At 39.9% G+C, this 19,604-nt stretch carries 24 protein-coding genes (1 of these 24 running past the window's edge); 14 read left to right on the top strand and 10 right to left on the bottom strand.

What is annotated here, in order from left to right; genetic code table 11:
* Genes ACZ5L8_RS00155 through mraZ form a run of 3 tightly spaced genes read right to left on the bottom strand, consistent with a single transcriptional unit; the run spans window position 1 to window position 1,670 of the window.
* Complete coding sequence (locus ACZ5L8_RS00155; RefSeq protein WP_462599500.1) at window positions 1-315, bottom strand: FtsL-like putative cell division protein; 315 nt, start codon at window positions 313-315, stop codon at window positions 1-3.
* 1 nt (window position 316) lies between these two features.
* Entirely contained in the window at window positions 317-1,213 is an 897-nt protein-coding gene (gene rsmH / locus ACZ5L8_RS00150) for a 16S rRNA (cytosine(1402)-N(4))-methyltransferase RsmH (protein ID WP_464438872.1), read from the bottom strand.
* Window positions 1,200-1,670, bottom strand: a complete 471-nt coding sequence (gene mraZ / locus ACZ5L8_RS00145; RefSeq protein WP_464438870.1) for a division/cell wall cluster transcriptional repressor MraZ — start codon at window positions 1,668-1,670, stop codon at window positions 1,200-1,202. The genes rsmH and mraZ overlap by 14 nt, the downstream gene beginning before the upstream one ends.
* A 236-nt stretch (window positions 1,671-1,906) precedes the next feature.
* Between mraZ and ACZ5L8_RS00140 the strand changes: the two genes are divergently transcribed.
* The gene (locus ACZ5L8_RS00140) at window positions 1,907-2,671 is read left to right on the top strand and encodes an alpha/beta fold hydrolase (RefSeq protein ID WP_464438869.1); all 765 of its coding nucleotides are present in this window, start codon (window positions 1,907-1,909) and stop codon (window positions 2,669-2,671) included.
* Between the two features lie 11 nt (window positions 2,672-2,682).
* Window positions 2,683-3,291, top strand: coding sequence for a ribosome biogenesis GTP-binding protein YihA/YsxC (gene yihA / locus ACZ5L8_RS00135; RefSeq protein WP_462599504.1), 609 nt, complete (start codon window positions 2,683-2,685; stop codon window positions 3,289-3,291).
* Here the strand turns inward: yihA and ACZ5L8_RS00130 are convergent.
* From ACZ5L8_RS00130 to ACZ5L8_RS00120, 3 genes are all read right to left on the bottom strand, one after another.
* Window positions 3,288-3,611, bottom strand: coding sequence for a rhodanese-like domain-containing protein (locus tag ACZ5L8_RS00130; RefSeq protein WP_464438867.1), 324 nt, complete (start codon window positions 3,609-3,611; stop codon window positions 3,288-3,290). The two genes, yihA and ACZ5L8_RS00130, sit on opposite strands and share 4 nt — an antisense overlap.
* 88 nt (window positions 3,612-3,699) lie before the next feature.
* Window positions 3,700-4,320, bottom strand: a complete 621-nt coding sequence (locus tag ACZ5L8_RS00125) for a thioredoxin family protein (protein WP_464438865.1) — start codon at window positions 4,318-4,320, stop codon at window positions 3,700-3,702.
* 6 nt (window positions 4,321-4,326) lie between these two features.
* Window positions 4,327-4,881: a TlpA disulfide reductase family protein gene (locus tag ACZ5L8_RS00120; protein ID WP_464438863.1), complete on the bottom strand. Its 555-nt coding sequence runs from the start codon at window positions 4,879-4,881 to the stop codon at window positions 4,327-4,329.
* A gap of 202 nt (window positions 4,882-5,083) precedes the next feature.
* Between ACZ5L8_RS00120 and ACZ5L8_RS00115 the strand changes: the two genes are divergently transcribed.
* From ACZ5L8_RS00115 to ACZ5L8_RS00070, 10 genes are all read left to right on the top strand, one after another.
* Window positions 5,084-5,536 (top strand): MarR family winged helix-turn-helix transcriptional regulator, encoded by a 453-nt coding sequence (locus ACZ5L8_RS00115; protein WP_464438861.1) that lies wholly within the window; start codon window positions 5,084-5,086, stop codon window positions 5,534-5,536.
* 47 nt (window positions 5,537-5,583) lie between these two features.
* On the top strand, window positions 5,584-6,150 hold the full coding sequence (locus ACZ5L8_RS00110; RefSeq protein WP_464438859.1) for a YceI family protein: 567 nt from the start codon (window positions 5,584-5,586) through the stop codon (window positions 6,148-6,150).
* A gap of 214 nt (window positions 6,151-6,364) precedes the next feature.
* On the top strand, window positions 6,365-7,762 hold the full coding sequence (locus ACZ5L8_RS00105) for an anthranilate synthase component I family protein (RefSeq protein WP_464438857.1): 1,398 nt from the start codon (window positions 6,365-6,367) through the stop codon (window positions 7,760-7,762).
* Between the two features lie 3 nt (window positions 7,763-7,765).
* Entirely contained in the window at window positions 7,766-8,419 is a 654-nt protein-coding gene (locus ACZ5L8_RS00100; protein ID WP_464438856.1) for an anthranilate synthase component II, read from the top strand.
* Between the two features lie 247 nt (window positions 8,420-8,666).
* Entirely contained in the window at window positions 8,667-9,659 is a 993-nt protein-coding gene (trpD, locus tag ACZ5L8_RS00095; protein WP_464438855.1) for an anthranilate phosphoribosyltransferase, read from the top strand.
* 1 nt (window position 9,660) lies between these two features.
* Window positions 9,661-10,446, top strand: coding sequence for an indole-3-glycerol phosphate synthase TrpC (gene trpC / locus ACZ5L8_RS00090; RefSeq protein ID WP_464438853.1), 786 nt, complete (start codon window positions 9,661-9,663; stop codon window positions 10,444-10,446).
* Complete coding sequence (locus ACZ5L8_RS00085) at window positions 10,443-11,102, top strand: phosphoribosylanthranilate isomerase (RefSeq protein WP_464438852.1); 660 nt, start codon at window positions 10,443-10,445, stop codon at window positions 11,100-11,102. Before trpC ends, ACZ5L8_RS00085 begins: the two co-directional genes overlap by 4 nt.
* Entirely contained in the window at window positions 11,099-12,283 is a 1,185-nt protein-coding gene (gene trpB, locus ACZ5L8_RS00080) for a tryptophan synthase subunit beta (RefSeq protein WP_464438851.1), read from the top strand. Before ACZ5L8_RS00085 ends, trpB begins: the two co-directional genes overlap by 4 nt.
* Window positions 12,284-12,304: 21 nt before the next feature.
* Entirely contained in the window at window positions 12,305-13,066 is a 762-nt protein-coding gene (gene trpA, locus ACZ5L8_RS00075; RefSeq protein ID WP_464438850.1) for a tryptophan synthase subunit alpha, read from the top strand.
* Window positions 13,066-13,821 (top strand): hypothetical protein, encoded by a 756-nt coding sequence (locus tag ACZ5L8_RS00070; RefSeq protein ID WP_464438849.1) that lies wholly within the window; start codon window positions 13,066-13,068, stop codon window positions 13,819-13,821. The genes trpA and ACZ5L8_RS00070 overlap by 1 nt, the downstream gene beginning before the upstream one ends.
* Before the next feature lie 2 nt (window positions 13,822-13,823).
* Here ACZ5L8_RS00070 and gldC read toward each other — a convergent pair whose 3' ends face one another.
* Together gldC and gldB are read right to left on the bottom strand one after the other, a co-directional pair.
* A complete protein-coding gene (gene gldC / locus ACZ5L8_RS00065) occupies window positions 13,824-14,162 on the bottom strand; it encodes a gliding motility protein GldC (RefSeq protein ID WP_464438847.1) in 339 nt (112 codons plus the stop codon).
* Window positions 14,162-15,139: a gliding motility lipoprotein GldB gene (gene gldB, locus ACZ5L8_RS00060; protein ID WP_464438846.1), complete on the bottom strand. Its 978-nt coding sequence runs from the start codon at window positions 15,137-15,139 to the stop codon at window positions 14,162-14,164. The genes gldC and gldB overlap by 1 nt, the downstream gene beginning before the upstream one ends.
* A gap of 89 nt (window positions 15,140-15,228) precedes the next feature.
* On the opposite strand from gldB, the gene nadE reads away from it, so the two are divergent.
* Together nadE and ACZ5L8_RS00050 are read left to right on the top strand one after the other, a co-directional pair.
* Window positions 15,229-16,017, top strand: a complete 789-nt coding sequence (gene nadE, locus ACZ5L8_RS00055) for an NAD(+) synthase (RefSeq protein ID WP_464438844.1) — start codon at window positions 15,229-15,231, stop codon at window positions 16,015-16,017.
* Window positions 16,018-16,125: 108 nt separating this feature from the next.
* Window positions 16,126-16,761, top strand: a complete 636-nt coding sequence (locus ACZ5L8_RS00050; RefSeq protein ID WP_462599522.1) for a response regulator — start codon at window positions 16,126-16,128, stop codon at window positions 16,759-16,761.
* Here the strand turns inward: ACZ5L8_RS00050 and dnaG are convergent.
* Both dnaG and ACZ5L8_RS00040 read right to left on the bottom strand, forming a co-directional pair.
* Window positions 16,758-18,710 carry a DNA primase gene (gene dnaG, locus ACZ5L8_RS00045; protein WP_464438843.1) on the bottom strand — a complete coding sequence of 651 codons (1,953 nt, stop codon included), beginning with the start codon at window positions 18,708-18,710 and terminating at the stop codon, window positions 16,758-16,760. The genes ACZ5L8_RS00050 and dnaG overlap by 4 nt on opposite strands.
* A gap of 126 nt (window positions 18,711-18,836) precedes the next feature.
* Window positions 18,837-19,604 carry the 3' portion of a hypothetical protein gene (locus ACZ5L8_RS00040; RefSeq protein WP_464438842.1) on the bottom strand. The gene runs 249 nt beyond the window's last position, so 768 of the gene's 1,017 nt are visible here — the last part of the coding sequence; the start codon falls outside the window, past its right edge; it ends in the stop codon at window positions 18,837-18,839.

Raw genomic sequence — 19,604 nt, 5'->3', positions numbered from 1 at the left:
TTACTGTGTTTTAACCTTAATTTTCTTAGGCGGCTCTGCTGAAGGCTTCAATCCTTGTGAAGCGATCCTCTTTGCCACCGTACTTTCCATTTTCAATCTTCTAACCTCAAGGCGCGTGTCAACAAACTCACTCCTCAGTTCTTTTACCTCTTCATTAAGCCGGGCAATTTCATGCACTTTTTTATCGGCTATATGCGAACTGGCGATCATCACAATTGCCAGCGCAGAAAGAAATATGATCATACGCCAGTTTTTCATCGCATCATCGCTGATGAGAAACTTTCCTTTTAATATGTCATATATTCCTTTTTTCACTTTAAATGCGTTCTGCTATTCTAAGTTTTGCGCTGCGCGCTCTATTATTTTCTGCTATTTCTTCCTTAGTAGGAACTATCAAGCCTCCCACCTTTTTAAAAGGAACAGACACATTACCAAACATGTCTTTTTCTGGCTCACCTTCAAACATCCCACTCCTTATATAGCGCTTCACCAATCTATCTTCTAAAGAATGGTAAGAGATCAAACTCAATCTTCCACCCTGCTTTAAGATCTCTTCTGTTTGAAGCAAAAACTCCTTTAAAACCTCAAGCTCTTGATTTACCTCAATACGAATCGCCTGATACACCTGAGCTAAAATTTTATGCTCGCGATGCTTTGGCAAAAACGGAGCTAAAATCTCTTTGAACGCTTCTGTGGTTTTGATCTCGCCATCACGTCTCGCCCCAACAATTGTTCGTGCTATTTTTGGTGCATTTCTCAACTCACCATACTGCAACAAAACTCTTCGCAGGTCAACCTCATCATATTCATTAACTACTTGATGTGCCGAGAGCGCACTGGTTTGATCCATTCGCATATCTAACTCCGACTCAAAACGAGTTGAAAAACCACGTTCTGCCACGTCAAACTGATGCGATGAAACACCAAAATCACCTAAAACGCCATCTACCTTCTTCACACCATAAAACCTTAAAAAGCGTTTTATAAATCTGAAGTTTTCGCTGATAAGCATAAAGCGATCATCATCTATAATATTAGAAAGAGCGTCGCGGTCCTGATCAAAAGCAAACAGCTTTCCCTTAGAACCTAATCTTTTCATTATCTCTCTTGAATGACCACCGCCTCCAAAAGTCACATCCACATAAACACCATCAGGATCGATATTCAATCCATCAACTGTTTCTTTAAGCAATACCGGGTTATGATAATCCATCAGGAACATCGTTTAATCCACCCATCACCTCTTCTGCCAGATCTGCAAAATCACCATCATCAGCCACAGCTTCTTCATACCCTTGCGTATCCCAGATCTCGAGAATATTTACTGCTCCATTCAACACCACTCCTTTTTCTATTGATGCAAATGCTTTAAGATCCTTTGGCAACAAAATACGCCCGGTAGCATCCACTTCAATCATTTTTACACCCGCAGTAAACTTCCTAATGAAGTCGTTATTCTTTTTTACAAAACGGTTCAACTTGTTCACCTTTTGCATCATCAAATCCCACTCTGGCATAGGCCAAAGTTCTAAGCAAGGCTGAAAAACAGAGCGCTTAAGCACAAAACCTTCTGCAAGGCTGGACGCCAAAGTCTTTTTTAATGCAGTAGGCAACATAATGCGCCCTTTTGCATCTACTTTACACTCATATGTTTCGGTCAAATTCAGCAAGAAATCCGGATGTTTTGCTTAGATAACTTCAAAGATATATATTTTATTACCACATTTTACCATATTTTACCACATTGTTGATAAATCATACCACTTCGTTGATTTCTGTGTATGTTATTAACAATAGCCTGAAACCTTGAACGATATAATTTAATACCTGCATTATCCTACGATAACCGTTGAGATTTTGCCTAAATGCCTATATTTGCCTTTAAGGCTTTTGCTGAACCCGCTATATGGTACATACATTAAAAACCGAAGATAAATTCACATATCTAGAAGCTGGAGAAGGCACTCCCATCATAATTCTACATGGATTAATGGGAGGGTTGAGCAATTTTGACGCAGTCACAAATTTTTTTCCTCAGCACGGATATAAGATCGTTATCCCAGAACTTCCCGTTTACACAACTCCGCTTATTAAGACCGGAGTAAAAACTTTTGCCGCTTACCTCAATGACTTTATCAAGCATAAAGGCTTTGACAAAGTGATCCTTTTAGGAAACTCCCTAGGCGGTCACATTGGGCTATACCATACTAAAGTGTATCCTGAAGTAATGAAGGCTTTGATCATCACCGGCAGCAGCGGACTTTATGAAAGCGCAATGGGAGAAAGCTACCCTAAACGCGGTGATTATGAGTACATCAAGAAAAAGGCTCAGGATGTTTTTTATGATCCTGAGGTAGCAACAAAAGAAATTGTTGACGATGTTTATGAAACGGTAAACGATAGAAATAAACTCGTTAAGACTTTGGCTATAGCCAAAAGCGCTATCAGACATAACATGGCAAAAGATCTACCAGAGATGCATACTCCTACATGCATTATCTGGGGACGTCAGGACAATGTTACTCCGCCAGAAGTGGCTGAAGATTTCAACAAACTTTTACCTGACAGCGATCTATACTGGATAGACAAATGTGGCCACGCCGCAATGATGGAAAAGCCAGAGGAATTTAACCAGATCCTTCACAGCTGGCTGAAGGAGCGCAACCTTTAATCCTTATAAATATGCATATTAAACAAGCTGAGTTTTTAGTAAGCAACAGCAAGGTATCACAATGCCCTAAAGACAGATTACCAGAGTATGCATTTATAGGAAGAAGTAACGTAGGCAAGTCTTCTTTAATAAATATGCTTACTGAGCGAAAGAGCCTTGCAAAAACCTCTTCAACTCCAGGAAAAACACAATTGATCAACCATTTTGTGATCAATAAGAACTGGTATCTAGTCGATCTTCCTGGTTATGGTTATGCGCGAGTTTCAAAAAAGGCGAAGAAAGAATTTCAAAAATTCATTACAGATTATTTTGAGAAGCGTGAGCAATTAGTCTCAGCATTTGTGCTTGTAGATTGTCGCCACGAACCTCAAAAGATCGATATGGAATTCATGGAATATCTAGGCGAGAAGCAAATACCATTTTGCATCATATTTACCAAAGCCGATAAACTGAAGCCGCAAGCGCTAGAAAGAAATATTGAAAATTACAAAGCACAAATGCTAGAAGGCGCATGGATGGAAGTTCCACAATACTTTGTAAGCAGCGCGGCCCATGGAACAGGCCGCGATGATATCTTAGAATTTATAGATAGCGTGAATAAGGAAATAGGTGCAAACTAGTTTTCTGTAGCTACAACCTCACCATCCCACTCATTCATACCGCCTAGTAAATTGTATGAATTCTCAAAACCCAATTGATCCATCAATTGAGCTGCCTGACCGCTACGATTTCCTGAGCGACAGTACACATAATAATTCTTTGACTTATCAAGCTCATTAAGCTTGTTTATAAAACCCTGACCTTCATAAAAGTCTAAGTCTGTAACAGCCCCAGGAATGATCCCTTCATCAACTTCAGCTGCAGTTCGCACATCTAGCACAACCGCATTTTCATCATTTGCTAGTTGCTCTCTCCACTCTTCTTGAGTCATTTGTACCATAATCTGATTTTTTGATATTCAAAAATACTAAATAAAAAAATCCGGAACCTTTAAATGACTCCGGATTAGTATGTTTATTTTTTTGGCTTTAAGCCTTAATAGCACAACCTATGGCTTTTGTATTGTTTGTCTTAATGGTTTTACCGGCTAGCAAAGCCTCTACCGCGTCTTCTACAAATCGCTTATCTACCGCAGATTCATCTCTTGCGCTGTCGTCAATCGCACCTTTGTACTTCACGATCAACTCGTCATTTTGCTTTTGCAAAACAAAAACTGTAGGTGTCTTTTTTGCTCCAAATTCAGGAAAAACCTCTTGATGATCATCTGCTAAATATGGAAATGTGTATCCGTGCTCTTTAGCAATTGCCTGCATCGCCGCTAAACTTTCGCCGGCTTTAACTTCTGGATCGTTAGGGTTTATTGCAATTACGGGGTATCCTTTAGTATCAAATTTAGCATCTAGCGCAAGAATTCTTTTTTCGTTCGCTTGCGCGAAAGGGCATGTGTTGCAAGTGAAGACAACTATAAAACCTTTTGCGTCTGTGCGGTCAGCTAGCGACACCATCTCGCCATCAATATTCTTTAAACTAAAATCTGCCGCAACATCGCCTACTTGATACTCATCTTGAAACAGATGAAAATTTATTGCCGCAAATGCTGAAATTATAATTAAAAAGGCCAAAACGGCCAGTATCTTCAACGTCTTCATATACAATTACAAACTCATAAAATATTCTACCTCTTCTTTTAATTTTTCATAAGAAAAGGCCTCTTCATAAAATCGCCTGCTATCACCTCTATATATCAAAGTGGCAGGCAGCGCACCACTCCAGTTTTTATCAACTTTAGGTATCCACTCGTTTTCTTTAGGATCGTCGAGCCAAATAACCAAATCTTCAATATTACGGCTTTCAACAAAGGGCTTCAACCGTGAATTCACCTGATTTCTTAGATCTAGACTCACCAGTGTTAGATCCCAGTCGTCTTGGTAAATTTCGTTAAGCTTTAAAAAATTAGGCATCTCATCTAAACAAGGTTCACACCACGTTGCCCAGAAGTTGATCACATGAACTTTATCATCATCTTGATCAAACAGCGGAGCCAAATGATCAAAGTCGTAAGTAGGCACACTATCTTTAAAACTATAAACCTCTTGTCTGAATTTCGCTTCTTCCTTTAAAATAACAATATCATCCTTAGACTCTTGCCTCGCATTTTTGCAGGATATAGCAAAAGCTAAAACGGGCATGATAAAAATCCATTTGATCAAAAGATGCTCTTTTTAAAAAGTCAACAGGCAAAATTATTTAAGTTGCTTGATCTTCAAGCAATAATTAAGAATAGAATAACATACTCTCGTTTATAGCGGCAATATAGGATTGCAGATTGAACTTTAAATGCTAATTTTATCTTAAACGAATTCAAATTCTAAAAAATATTTATACATTTGTCGATACAATAGTTGTTTATACATGAGTATAGAAGAAGATTTAAAATTAACCGATAAAACTTCCTTAGAATCTAAGGCGCTTATCAATTTGTCTTACACGAGTAGACAACTTGAAGAGTCGCTTAGTGCTTTACTTAAGGAGTATGATCTTACGGTACAGCAATTTAATGTTCTTCGCATACTTAGAGGCCAGCAAGGTAAACCTGCAAGCTTAAGCTGTGTACAAGAACGCATGGTAGATAGAAGCAGCAACACTACTCGTCTAGTAGACAAACTGATAAAAAAAGGTTTAACTGAAAGACGTGTTTGCCCTAGCAACCGTCGTAAAGTAGAGATCGAGATAACTAAAAAAGGTCTTGATGTTTTAAGCGAACTAGATCCTAGAACTAACGCTTTAAATGAAAGTCATGTAAAGAATTTCTCAAAGGAGGAACTGAAATTATTCAACACTCTTCTTGACAAACTAAGACAATAAAAAAATTTAATCAAACATTTGTACATACAAATATTATACATACAACAATGAATACTAAATCTAAATCCGTATTAATTCTTGCAGTAGCATTTAGCGCTGCGTCATTTACAAACATTATGAAAAAAGAGATCAAAACAAGCGAAAGTAAAATTGAGTGGACTGGTAAAAAAGTTCTTGGTAAACACAACGGCACAATAGACTTTAAAGAAGGTCACCTAGAATTTGATGGTGAAACTCTTGTAGGAGGTGAGTTTGTTGTAGATATGACTACAATAGCAGTTACAGATCTAGAAGGAGAATCTAAAGGTCAATTAGAAGGACACTTAAACAGTGACGATTTCTTCGGGATCGCAAATTACAAGACCGCTACTCTTAAAATAACTAATGCTGAAAAAACTGCTGCTGGTTATAGCGTTGTTGCAGATCTTACCATTAAAGAAGAAACACATCCAGTAGAATTTGATCTAGCGATCGATGGTGACACAGCTACAACTAGCTTCCAAGTAAACCGTACAAAATATGGTGTACGTTATGGTTCTGGTAGTTTCTTTGATAATTTAGGAGACAATACCATCAGCGATAACTTCACGCTTGATGTTACCTTAAAATTTTAAGTAGAAATTATTTGGCTGTTTCAAATCGATGTCTCATCTTTGAAACTCAAATGAAAACAGCAACAGTAAATACTTGGTGGTGGGCTTCGCAACAGTAATGTCGTGAGCACTCCCCTGTATTCTATAATATACACAAGGCCAGTCTCACGACTGGCCTTTTTTATTGTGCAATTATCGCTTTCGCAATAGCGAAACAAAACGTCAACCAAAGACAATGAAATACATCTTACAAACCAAAAGCAAAAAGCTGCTCGCAGACACCATCACGCCAGTGTCTGTCTATCTTAGGCTGCGCGACCATTATCCCAATAGCCTGCTGCTAGAGAGTAGTGATTATCACGCAAACAATAACAGTTTTAGTTACATCTGCTCTAATCCTATCGCTTCAATCGAGGTGAAAAATGAGCAAATCATCCAGAAATTTCCTGATGGCGATGTAACTACAACAACTATTGAAAAAGATACTGATGTTGTTGAGATTCTTGAGGCTTTCGCTAAAGCGTTTCACACAGAAGCCAGTGACTATAAGTTCATAAATAATGGACTTTTTGGCTACATGAGTTACGACGCTGTGCGCTATTTTGAAGATGTGGCTATTGCCAAAAAAGATGGCGATCTCGACATTCCGGATATGTATTATGCGGTTTATCAAAACATCATCGCCATCAATCATTTTAATAATGAGGCGTACATTTTTTGCCATTCGGTTGATGGTAGCGACAACATTGCACAAATAGAGCAACAACTGAAAATCAAAAGTTTTGCTGAGTATTCCTTTTCGCGAGAAGCAGAACCTGTTTCAAACATGAGCGATGCAGATTATAAGGAACTGGTTAAAACTTGCAAGAAGCATTGTCAGCGTGGAGACGTGTTTCAAATTGTGCCTTCTAAACGTTTTTCTCAAGCGTTTAAAGGTGACGAATTTAACGTGTATCGTGCCTTGCGTAGCGTGAATCCTTCTCCGTATTTGTTCTTCTTTGATTATGGAAATTTCAAGATTTTCGGTAGTTCGCCAGAAGCACAACTTATCGTAAAAGAAGGCAAAGCAGAGATTCACCCTATCGCTGGTACATTTAAAAGAACCGGGAGTGATGAAAAAGATGCCGAACTCGCAAAAAAACTAAGCGAAGATTCTAAAGAAAATAGTGAGCACGTGATGCTGGTTGACCTCGCGCGCAACGATTTGAGCCGCAATGGTAGTGATGTAAAGGTTGAAACCTATCGCGAAGTGCAATTCTTCTCGCACGTGATTCACCTTGTGAGTAAAGTTACCGGGCAAAAAGACCCCGAAACTTCTACCATGCAAGTGGTGGCAGATACCTTCCCGGCAGGAACATTGAGCGGCGCGCCAAAACACATGGCGATGCAATTGCTTGAAAAGTATGAACCCTCAAACCGCACATTTTATGGCGGCGCAATAGGGTTTATGGATTTTAGCGGGAATTTTAACCATGCAATTATCATTCGCTCATTTTTGAGTAAAAATCACCAATTGCATTATCAGGCTGGCGCCGGAATCGTAAGCGACAGCGTCCCTGAAAACGAACTACAAGAAGTGTATAACAAACTTGGCGCACTCACAAAAGCGCTTGAACTTGCAGAAGAAATATAGCCCTTGAAAAACGGAAAGAATTTAGAAATGAGCAACACAGGTATTGAAAATCAAAATCCCTCCACCTCTGGGGGAGGGTCTGGGAGGGGGCCAAAAATTCTTGTAATCGATAATTACGACAGTTTTGTTTACAACCTCGTGCACTATCTCGAGGAACTAGATTGCGAAGTCATTGTAAAACGCAATGACCAACTTACCCTTGACGAGGTGAAGGATTATGATAAGATACTCCTCTCTCCTGGCCCGGGAATTCCGGATGAGGCGGGTTTATTAAAGCCTATCATTAAGGAATATGCAGCGACAAAAAGTATTTTTGGCGTTTGTCTGGGGCAGCAAGCCATCGGTGAGGTTTTTGGCGGAAGCCTAACCAATCTGGATAAAGTTTTTCACGGCGTTGCCACGAAAGCTACGCAGACCGTTGATAACGAAACCCTTTTTAAAGACATCGCTAAAGATTTTGAAATAGGCCGCTACCACAGTTGGGTAATCAATGAAAGCGATTTCCCGGAAGCACTTGAAATTACTGCCGTTGACGAACTTGGTCAAATCATGGCCGTGCGCCATAAAGATTACGACGTGCGCGGTGTACAATTTCATCCTGAAAGTGTGCTGACTCCAGAAGGAAAGAAGATGATAAAGAACTGGGTGGAAAGCTAGATTTAGTATTGAGAAGTGAGATATTAGAACTTAGATGTTAGAATAAAGATATAATTTCGGCACCGCCGAAAGGTCCTTTTCTACCAGAATAATTTGGAAAAAATGGGAAGGACAGCGAAGCGCCCATTTTTTCTAAAAGGTTTTCAATACGGTAAAGCCGTATTGAAAAATTCCTTAGAAAAGGCGTCTTTTTCTTTGGTTCGTTTCTTTTGGACGAGCAAAAGAAATGAACAGCAATTTTAAAACCATGAAACAAATTTTAAATAGACTAATCAATCACGAGCAGCTTTCTAAAGAAGAAGCTCGCGAGGTTTTGGTCAATATTTCTGAAGGAAAATACAATCAAAGTCAGATTTCTGCCTTTCTTACTGTGTATATGATGCGCAGCATTACCACAGATGAGTTAGAGGGTTTTCGTGAGGCTTTGCTTGACCTTTGTGTTGCGGTAGATTTTAGCGATTACAACAGCATTGATTTGTGCGGTACTGGCGGCGATGGCAAGAACACTTTTAATATTTCTACGCTGTCATCTTTTGTGGCGGCTGGCGCCGGAATTAACATTACCAAACACGGTAACTACGGAGTTTCTTCGGTTTCTGGGAGCAGCAACGTGATGGAAAGTCTGGGTGTGAAATTTAGCAACGATAAAGACTTTTTACAAAAGTGTCTTGACGAAGCAGGTATTTGCATTTTGCACGCGCCTTTGTTTCACCCGGCCATGAAAAACGTTGGCCCCATTCGTCGAGAGCTGGGTGTAAAAACATTTTTCAATATGTTGGGACCGCTGGTGAATCCGGCATTTCCTAAAAACCAACTCGTAGGTGTTTTTGACCTTGAGCTGGCCAGGATTTACGGTTACCTTTTTCAAAAAACCGATAAGAATTTTGCCATTCTCCACGCGCTAGATGGTTATGATGAGATTTCCCTTACGGGGAAAACAAAAATCATTCGCAACAGTAGCGAGCAGATGTTAGCTCCAGAAGATTTTGGCGTAAGCCAGATAAAACCAGAGCAGATTTTTGGCGGCGATACTGTAGAAAAAGCAGCTGAGATTTTCATAGAAGTTATTAGCGGTAAAGGCACCGACGCACAAAATAATGTGGTGTGTGCAAATGCCGGGATGGCGATTGCCACGGTAGATGGCCTTACGGCGAAAGAAGGTTTTGAGCGTGCAAAAGAGTCGCTTTTAAGCGGAAAAGGCCACGCCCGCCTGAAGAAATTGATTGAATTGAGTAAGTAAGATGAACATCCTAGATAAAATAGTCGCAGATAAACGCAAGGAAGTTGAACTCCGTAAAAGCTTGATTCCGGTGTCGCAGCTGGAAGCTTCGGTGCTGTTTGACCGCCCAGGAAATTCTTTGGCGCAAGCCTTACGCGACAGCGAAAGCGGCATCATCGCAGAGCATAAACGCCGCAGCCCCAGCAAAGCAGTGATCAACCATACGTTGAGCGTTCAGGACGTGGCAACAGGTTATGAAACAGCCGGCGTAAGCGGTATGAGCGTACTGACAGACGGGAAATATTTTGGCGGTTCACTAGACGATTTATTACTCGCGAGGGCAAGCACAAAGTTTCCGCTGTTGCGAAAAGAATTCATCATTGACCCTTACCAACTCCTGGAAGCAAAAGCCTACGGAGCAGACGTGATCTTATTGATTGCGGCAGTGTTGACACGCCATGAAATAAAACGACTTTCGGAAACGGCAAAAAACCTTGAACTTGATGTTTTGCTAGAAGTTCATAACGAAGAAGAATTGCAAAAATCTATCATGCCGTCGCTGGATATGCTAGGCGTGAACAACCGCAACCTGAAAACTTTTGAGGTTAGTCTTGAAACGAGCAAAGCACTTTCAACGCAAATCCCGGATGAATTTGTAAAAGTGAGCGAAAGCGGAATCAGCAATGTTGAAGCGATTAAAGAGCTCAAGGAATTTGGCTTTGAAGGATTTTTAATCGGGGAGAATTTCATGAAAACAGATAATCCTGGCGCGAGCGCAACAGAGTTTATCAAACAACTAGAAGCATGAAATTAAAAATCTGCGGCATGAACCTTAACCTCGCTGAAGTGGCAAAACTTCAGCCAGATTACCTGGGTTTTATCTTTTATGATAAAAGTCCGCGGGCTTTTAAGGAGCAGGAAATTCCTGATTTGGGTTTAACCCAAAAAGTAGGCGTTTTTGTAAATGCCAGCCTGGAGTTTGTTCTTGAAAAAATTGAAAAGTATCAGCTTGACGTGGTCCAATTGCACGGCGAAGAAACGCCTGAATATTGCATGAAGCTACATTTGGCGCAAGCCAACACAATAGAAAATGCATTGAGCGAAGAAGAAGTGCACGCGCTGAGCGAAGTCGAAGTGTGGAAGGTTTTTAGCATTAAAGATGCATTTGACTTCTCGCAGCTAAAAGCTTACGAGCCGCACGTGGATAAATTTTTATTTGACACAAAAGGCAAAGAAAAAGGTGGTAACGGATACACGTTTGACTGGGAGGTTCTGAAGAATTATGATTCGCAAAAACCGTTTATTTTAAGCGGCGGAATTGGCCTTGAAGAAGTGGAAAAAGTCAAGACGATTTTAAAGACTGATCTGCCCATCCACGCGCTGGATGTAAACAGTAAGTTTGAGGATAAACCCGGACTGAAGAATATTGAGAAATTAGAAGAATTTATAGCACAGTTAAGATGAACTATAACGTAGACGAAAAAGGATATTATGGTGATTTTGGCGGGGCGTACATCCCCGAAATGCTTTATCCCAATGTAGAAGAATTGCGCCAAAATTACCTGCGCATCATGCAGGAGCCAGACTTTCAGAAAGAGTTTCAGGAGTTGTTGCGCGAGTATGTAGGGCGCCCTACTCCGCTGTATTTTGCAAAGCGATTTTCAGAAAAATATGGCACAAAAGTATATCTGAAACGTGAGGACCTTTGTCACACCGGCGCGCACAAAGTTAACAATACCATTGGGCAGATCTTGATGGCGCAGAAGTTGGGCAAAAAACGCATCATCGCCGAAACTGGCGCTGGTCAGCATGGCGTCGCAACGGCTACAGTTTGCGCTTTGATGGGACTGGAATGTATCGTCTACATGGGCGAAATTGACATCGCTCGCCAGGCGCCAAATGTTGCGCGCATGAAAATGCTGGGCGCTACTGTGATTCCCGCAACTTCAGGAAGTAAGACCTTGAAAGACGCAACAAACGAAGCCATTCGCGATTGGATTAATAATCCTACGGATACGCATTACATCATCGGCAGTGTGGTGGGACCGCATCCTTATCCTGATATGGTGGCGCGTTTTCAAAGTGTGATTTCGCAAGAAATTAAACTTCAATTACAGGAAAAAGAAGGTCGTGATTCGCCTGATTATGTTGTGGCTTGTGTGGGCGGCGGCAGTAACGCGGCTGGTGCATTTTTTCATTATTTAAATGATGAAAAAGTAGGCATCATTGCAGTTGAAGCGGCTGGTAAAGGTATTGACACTGGTGAGAGCGCGGCGACTTCGGCTCTGGGTCGTGAAGGAATTATTCACGGAAGTAAAACCCTACTGATGCAAACAGATGATGGTCAAATCACTGAGCCGTATTCTATTTCTGCAGGGCTGGATTATCCCGGCGTTGGGCCAATGCATGCGCATTTGTTCCGAAGTGGACGCGGTGAGTTTATCTCAATCACTGATGACGACGCAATGAAGGCCGGACTGCAATTATGCGAGTTAGAAGGTATCATTCCGGCAATCGAGAGTTCACACGCTTTAGCGATTTTTGAAGACCGCAAGTTCAAAGAAGATGATGTTGTGGTGGTGAATTTAAGTGGTCGTGGAGACAAGGATTTGAACACGTATATAAAGTACTTTGATTTGGCTTAAAGCCAAATAAAAACAAACGCAATGAACAGAATTCAAAGCAAATTACAGGAAGACAAGAAACTCCTTTCGATATATTTTACAGCGGGTTATCCTAAACTTGACGACACCGTTTCTATCATTGAATCGCTTGAAAAAAGCGGTGTGGATATGATTGAAATAGGATTACCATTTAGTGACCCACTTGCTGATGGACCTACGATTCAAGAGAGTTCTACGGCAGCTCTTAAAAATGGGATGACCACTGCCAAGCTTTTTGAGCAGATCAAAGACATTCGCAAATCGGTTGAAATTCCTTTGATAATCATGGGATATTTTAATCCTGTGTTGCAATATGGCGTGGAAGATTTTTGCGCAAAATGTGAAGAAATCGGTATCGATGGATTAATCCTGCCAGACCTGCCACTTGCGGAATACGAGGAGCATTACAAAGCTATTTTTGAGAAGCACAATCTGGTGAATGTTTTTCTTATCACTCCGCAAACCAGCGACGCGAGAATCAAGCAAATTGATGAGGCTTCAAATGGATTTATCTATATGGTAAGTAGCGCCAGCACGACGGGTAAAACTTCTGGTTTTGGTGAAGAGCAACTCAACTATTTTGAACGCATAGGCAGTATGAATCTTAAAAATCCGCAAATCGTAGGTTTTGGGATCAAGGATGAAGAAACCTTTGATCAAGCGACTTCTAAAGCAAAAGGAGCTATCATAGGCTCTGCTTTCATCAAGCATCTTACCGAAGAAGGAACCGGAAATATTGATGGGTTTGTGAACAGGATAATCTAATGACTTCACAAAATGAATTGCAAAGTAATTTAATCGCTCTAAATAAGCAGCTCCAATCTCTTTCAGCTCTGCTAATTCAGAGAGGTCAAGAGTTAAATAAAGCTCTGCAAAACTTACCTTTTGATGAGCTTGCTAAAGGTATTAAGTCATGTTTTGAAAATCTTCCTAACGATATTAAAATTATTTCGAGTCAGAACTGGTTCATTAACTTTGATACGTTACCATGGGAATTAAGAAAAGCTTCTGATTTAATATTATCAGGAAAAATTTTAGAAGCTGACGAAATTTTTTGTGATTCTATTTCAAAAAGTCTCCACGAAATCGAAGCTAGATTAATCCGAAAATACCCAGAAAGATCATCTATATTTCAAGAGTGTTTTAGACTATATTATAACACAAATTACTTTGGAGCAATCACTTTAATACACTCCCAAGTTGATGGTATTTGTTATGATAGCTTCAACAAATTCTTCTATAGGAATAACCGAAGTTTAACGAGAAAGGGTGTTTATAGACCAGATGTTTTAAGTGAAATTGAAAATTATGATCAATTTTTACAAAAGCATTTTTTAAGTCTCTTTGATAAAACGCCTGTTGTTATTGACAGTATAGAAAATTTACACCCTTCCCAATTTAAATTTAATCGACACGCTATTCTCCATGGTCGTTCTGTTGATTTTGGAACTAAAAAGAATTGTCTAAAAACGATTTCACTTTTAGCTTTTGTCGAATGTATGCTTTCAAACAAAGAATAAGTTTAATTCTTCTTCAACTCTAGCTTTTCAGCAAAATAATCGCAGAAATCCTGCATGGTCGCCGTCATTTTATCATCGTTTGTCGCACGATGAAAAGATTGTGTCATCCCCACTAAAACCTGATGAAAGAACACCTGCATTTCATCCACGGGCATATCTTTTGTCCATAGATCAATGCGGACCGTTTCTTGCTTGTTTGAATCCCACAACGAAAGCAACAACGCCTTCGCAGGTTCATTGTTCACGCCGCCATCTGGCGCTGACCAACTGATTTCTTCTGGAACGCGGTTTTCGTCAAGTTCTACGTTTAAGGTAATCTCTGTCTTTAAATTATCTGCCATTATTTCTTTGGTTTATAACCTGCATTTTTAAATATTTCGTCACTGGATCTTGAGGCTAACATCTGCAGGGAGATGTCATTCTTATCCATATATGATCTCACGATCTGCCAGCCGATGTATCGTCCTAGTCGCGGCGGTGTTTCATTATCAAACTCCATATAGAATTTTGAGAATGGCGCAGGATTCATAAAGCGTTGCAACAACTTAGGATCTGTATCAAACAGCACTTCGTTCTCCACAAAATTCGTCCAGATGTTCACTTCGTTTTTCTCTGCCCACTCCAGTTGATCTGGTGTGTATGCGATAATTTCATTTTTTGCTTTAAGCGGCAACAACCTTTCTATTATGTATAGTCGCTTGCCGTGCTGAATCATTTCATCAATAAACTGCCGGCCGCTGGGTTTTCCCAGTTTTCTTTTCGCGAAAGCGCTAGCAACATCTACATCTATTTGCTCAGGGCGAAAATTCTGCGAGAAATACTTCTGTATCCCTTTGTAAAATTCGTGATCTGCGCCCAGGTAAACATCAAGCGAAATAAGCAGCAAACTATCGTTTAAGATCACTCGGTTTTTATGATCTACAAAAGACGTGACAGTTACAACTTCTGGCACAGAGTAGTTAGGATAATAATATTTTATGTGTTTAAAAAGCAGCTCGAGGTCTTGCGTTTCAGTCTCAAAATCTGAAAAAGCCTCTGCAACCTCACGATCTATATGCTCCTGCAAGGTGTCTGTGATGCGTTCTTGCCAGAAGTTCATATCATATTGATCAGGAAACAAATATGGAAATTGCTGCATCAACTGCGGCAAACTATCAACCGTAGCTTGTGCAAATCGCTCATCAAACCGCTGAATCTTAAGATCTACAGGAATTTTAAGCACATCATCAGAGACGCTTTTTTCCTTTTCGCATGAAGCGAAAACAATAGCGACACAAGCCATGGTAAATACTAAAACCCTACTAAAATAGTGCTGCAAGAGATTTAAATTTTATTTATTTCTTAAATTCACTTCTTATAAAGAAACGTGCGCAAAGGTACTATTTACAACATTAAATTCTTCTCTACATGCAAACCGAAAAAGTGATCGATCACATTGTAAACTGGCTTAAAGATTATGCTACTAACGCAAAAGTAAAAGGCTTTGTTGTAGGTGTGAGCGGCGGTATAGATAGCGCTACAACCTCTACCCTTTGTGCAAAAACAGGTTTACCTACCTTGTGTGTTGAGATGCCTATACATCAACCGCCTAGCCACGTTACTCGTGCTCAGGATCATATCGCCCAACTTAAGGAACGTTTTGAGAATGTAAGCAGCGTGCGCGTTGATCTTACTGAGACTTTTGAAACTATGAAGAAAGCTTTTCCGCAGTTTGACAGCAGCGGTGAGCTAGAGTTGAGTCTTGCAAATACCAGAGCGCGTTTAAGGATGAGTACGCTGTATTTTTTAGCAGGCGTTCACCATTCTCTAGTTGCAGGAACTGGCAATAAGGTTGAGGATTTTGGCGTAGGCTTTTACACAAAATACGGTGATGGCGGCGTAGATCTAAGTCCTATTGCAGACTTGATGAAAAGTGAGGTTTACGCTCTTGCGAAAAGTATGCAGGTACCAGAAAGCATACAAGTGGCAAAACCTACAGATGGCCTTTGGGGAGATGATCGTAGCGACGAAGATCAAATAGGTGCTTCTTATGATGATCTAGAGTGGGCGATGAAAATGGATGAAGCCGGAAAAACAGCAGACGATTTTACTGGAGAGCAGAAGAAAGTCTTTGAGATCTACAAGCGATTCAATACTGCAAACAAGCACAAAATGGTACCAATACCCGTATGTGAGATCCCCGAAGGTTTAAAATAGAAGCATTTTAACCCCCGATTTTTTTCTTACAACGAATTATGTGTACAAAACTCTTATTCTAAGTATCCGCATATTATATTTGGCCGGATACAGCCTCCTATTTATACTATGACACAAGTTTTAATTGCAGACCATCATCCTATAATCCAAGAAGGATTAATGCATGTTTTAGCATTTGATGATTATGAAATCGTAGATACCGTTGCTGATGGCAATGACCTTTTTGAATCTATAGAAGACACATCACCTGCATTGATAATTCTTGAGATCGATCTTCCTAATCTTTCTGGTATTTCTACTATTAAGAAATTAAAGAAAAACTTTCCTGGGTTGCGTATTCTTGTTTTTAGCTGTCATCCTGAAGAAATGTATGCGTTAAGCGCAATTAAAGCAGGTGCTCAAGGTTATGTTGACAAAACATCTGACATTGACACCGTGAGAAATGCAATAGAGCAAGTGCGTCGTGGTGGTATTTACATAAACGAAAAACTTGTAGAAATGCTTAGTCAAGCAGAGAATAGCGGCCGTAATCTAGCCTATAAATACAAAAAACTTTCTGCGCGTGAGATCGAGGTTCTTAATATGCTTTCCGCTGGCAAGCGTAACAAAGACATCGCCGAAAATCTTAGCATCAATGAAAAAACGGTAAGCACGTATAAAACTAGATTGCTTAAAAAGCTAGATGCCGGTAGTCTTGCAGAATTGATACAACAAGCTCGTTTATTACAAACTTCAGATCTTTAAAGAACTCTGTTTAATTTACTGGCAAGAAGTCTGTCTAACAGATTATAATCTTGGATCTCTACAATGATCTCACGATTATTATCACTTCCCTGCTTTACATCTTTGAGTAATTCTTCAACCTTCTGGTTGATGTAATATTTTCTAAGACTTAAGATCGTTTCACTCACCATTTGTGAAATACCAGATTTTTTGAGCTTCACATAAATATCCTTGCTGTCCCAACGATGCAATAAGTAACGCTCTTCATGCATCAGGATATCTACAACTTCTTTAGAAACATCAGCATTTAGAGTATTGATAAATTTATTGATCTCAAAATCCTTCCCTTCTCTATTTAATGCTTCTACAAGCACATAATAAAGCTCCTTAAATTGCGGATTTGCAAATTCTGTTTCATCATCCTGCAATTCTAGGTAGATCTTCTCATACACCAGAAGTTCTTGCTGCACCTTTTGCTCTACCGCATTACCATGCTCATCTTCCACAACAGCAACATCTTCAAAATTCCCCTTCTTGTTGCCATAAAGCAAAAGCAATTGTATAAGCATACGCTCAAGAACATATTGCCTGTCAACCTTTATTGCAGGTTTACGCTCCACTTGCATTTCTGGCTTTTTCTGCTGCGTTGATCTGGTGGTTTCTTTCTTGTCTTTATTTAAGATCTGTGCCAGCGTGCTATAAAGAACTTCTTCATCAATATCCATGATACGCGAACACTCACGCACATACACTTCTCGCTTGATGGCATCCGGTATTTTTGACACACTCTCAACCATATCACGTATCAGCGCCGCCTTTTTCACAGGATCGCCTTGCGCCTCTTCTATTAGTAAAGAAGCTTTGTATTGTATAAAATCCTTAGCATTTTCCTTAAAATATTCTTGCACCTCATTTAAGGTATGCTTTCGCGAAAAGGAGTCTGGATCTTCTCCTTCAGGAAAAGTACACACCTTCACATTCATACCTTGTTCAAGAATCAGATCGATACCGCGCAAAGAAGCACGTTGCCCCGCAGCATCGCCATCAAATAGCACAGTGATATTTGGCGTAAGCCTATTAATTAATCGTATTTGATCTGGAGTAAGCGCCGTTCCTGAAGATGAAACTACATTTTCTATCCCCAACTGATGCATCTGGATCACATCTGTATATCCTTCTACAAGGAAGCAATTATCTTCTTTTGCGATAGTTTGCTTTGCATGATAAATGCCATACAAGACTTTACTCTTGTTGTAAATATCACTTTCTGGACTGTTGAGATATTTTGCCGCTTTTTTATCATTGGTTAGAATACGACCACCGAAGCCCAACACACGACCAGATAACGACTGTATGGGGAAGATCACTCTTCCGCGAAAGCGATCAAACTGCTTATCATCTTTTACAATGGTAAGTCCGGTTTTTTCTAGAAACTCTAGTTTATAGCCTTCTCCCAACGCTTCTTTAGAAAAAGCTTCCCAAGCATTAGGACTGTAACCCAGCTGAAATTTCTCTATCGTCTCTGCAGTAAAACCACGTTCTTTAAAATAAGTAAGACCTATCGCTTTGCCTTCTTCACTTCTAAGCAATGTTCTGTGAAAATATTTCGCAGCATATTCACTTACCAGAAACAGACTTTCCTTCTCATTAGCGAGCTGTTTTTGCTCATCTGTTTGCTCTGTTTCTTCAATCTCGATCTGGTATTTTTTTGCGAGATATTTTATCGCCTCTGGATATGTAAAATGCTCGTGCTCCATAATAAAAGCCACGGCATTGCCACCTTTTCCGCTAGAAAAATCCTTCCAGATCTGTTTTACGGGAGACACCATAAAACTAGGCGTGCGCTCATCTGTAAACGGACTCAACCCTTTAAAATTAGATCCTGATTTTTTAAGATTAACAAAATCACCTATAACCTCTTCTACTCGGGTGGCTTCGTAAACTTGGTCTATAGTCTGTTTTGAGATCAATCTTTGGTGTTTTAAAAAAGTCTGAGCGCTGTGTTTCTTTGGCTTTAAGCCAAATCAAATTAAGCGTAAAATAAAAAACCTGCAAGCTTGCGCTGGCAGGTTTCAAAGATATGAGTTTTAATCAGGCTAGTCCATATCAAAACGAAGACCTACTGAAAGATTATGCTCTTCTATAGGATTATTCTTGAAGATGGGGTTTAGATCATATTTCACGTAAACCGCAACATCGCCAAAGGCTAAATAACCGCTCAAACCGTAAATAAAATTGTTTGTATTGTAGCTAGATTTTATTCTCTCTTTCTGCTCATTGCCGTCCATTTCATACTTTAATTTCTGAATAGTGAGCAAATTAAAACCTGCATAACCACCCACACCAACTTTAAAATGCCCTGAAGAATTGTAGCGTATATAATCTTCCGTTTCTTTCTTTGTAGAAGTTCCAAACTCAAAATGAACTGGTAATACCAAATTGTCCATTCTAAACTTAGATTTATCAAGATTTACAGGATATTCTTCTAATATCGTTTGCTGACCATCAGTAACAAAATATTGATTATCCACCGGCTTCAAACCGTTAAATTGAAAAGAGAATCCGTACTTAATACGCATGAAGTTTGTGTTCTCAAAAACACGCGTTTTCCAAGCGATACCAAGTTCAAGAAATCTACTTCCTCCTATCTTGTATGGAGAATTATCCAAACTCTGCCCATCGCCTATTGCGTTGTTAAAACCTACGGCAAGCACAAGATCTGAATATGTTCTACGATCATAAACGCGCTCCTTATCGCCGCCTATGCTTATAGATTTTGTGATCCAGCCGTCGTTATACGCCTCGTCATTACGCTCTTCAAAAGAAGCTTTTCGCTCAATGATCGCCACACGATCTTCAATGTT

This window comes from Leeuwenhoekiella obamensis, assembly GCF_055391795.1.
Note: the sequence above shows the minus strand (reverse complement) of the source record. Positions and strands in the feature narration are given on the sequence as shown.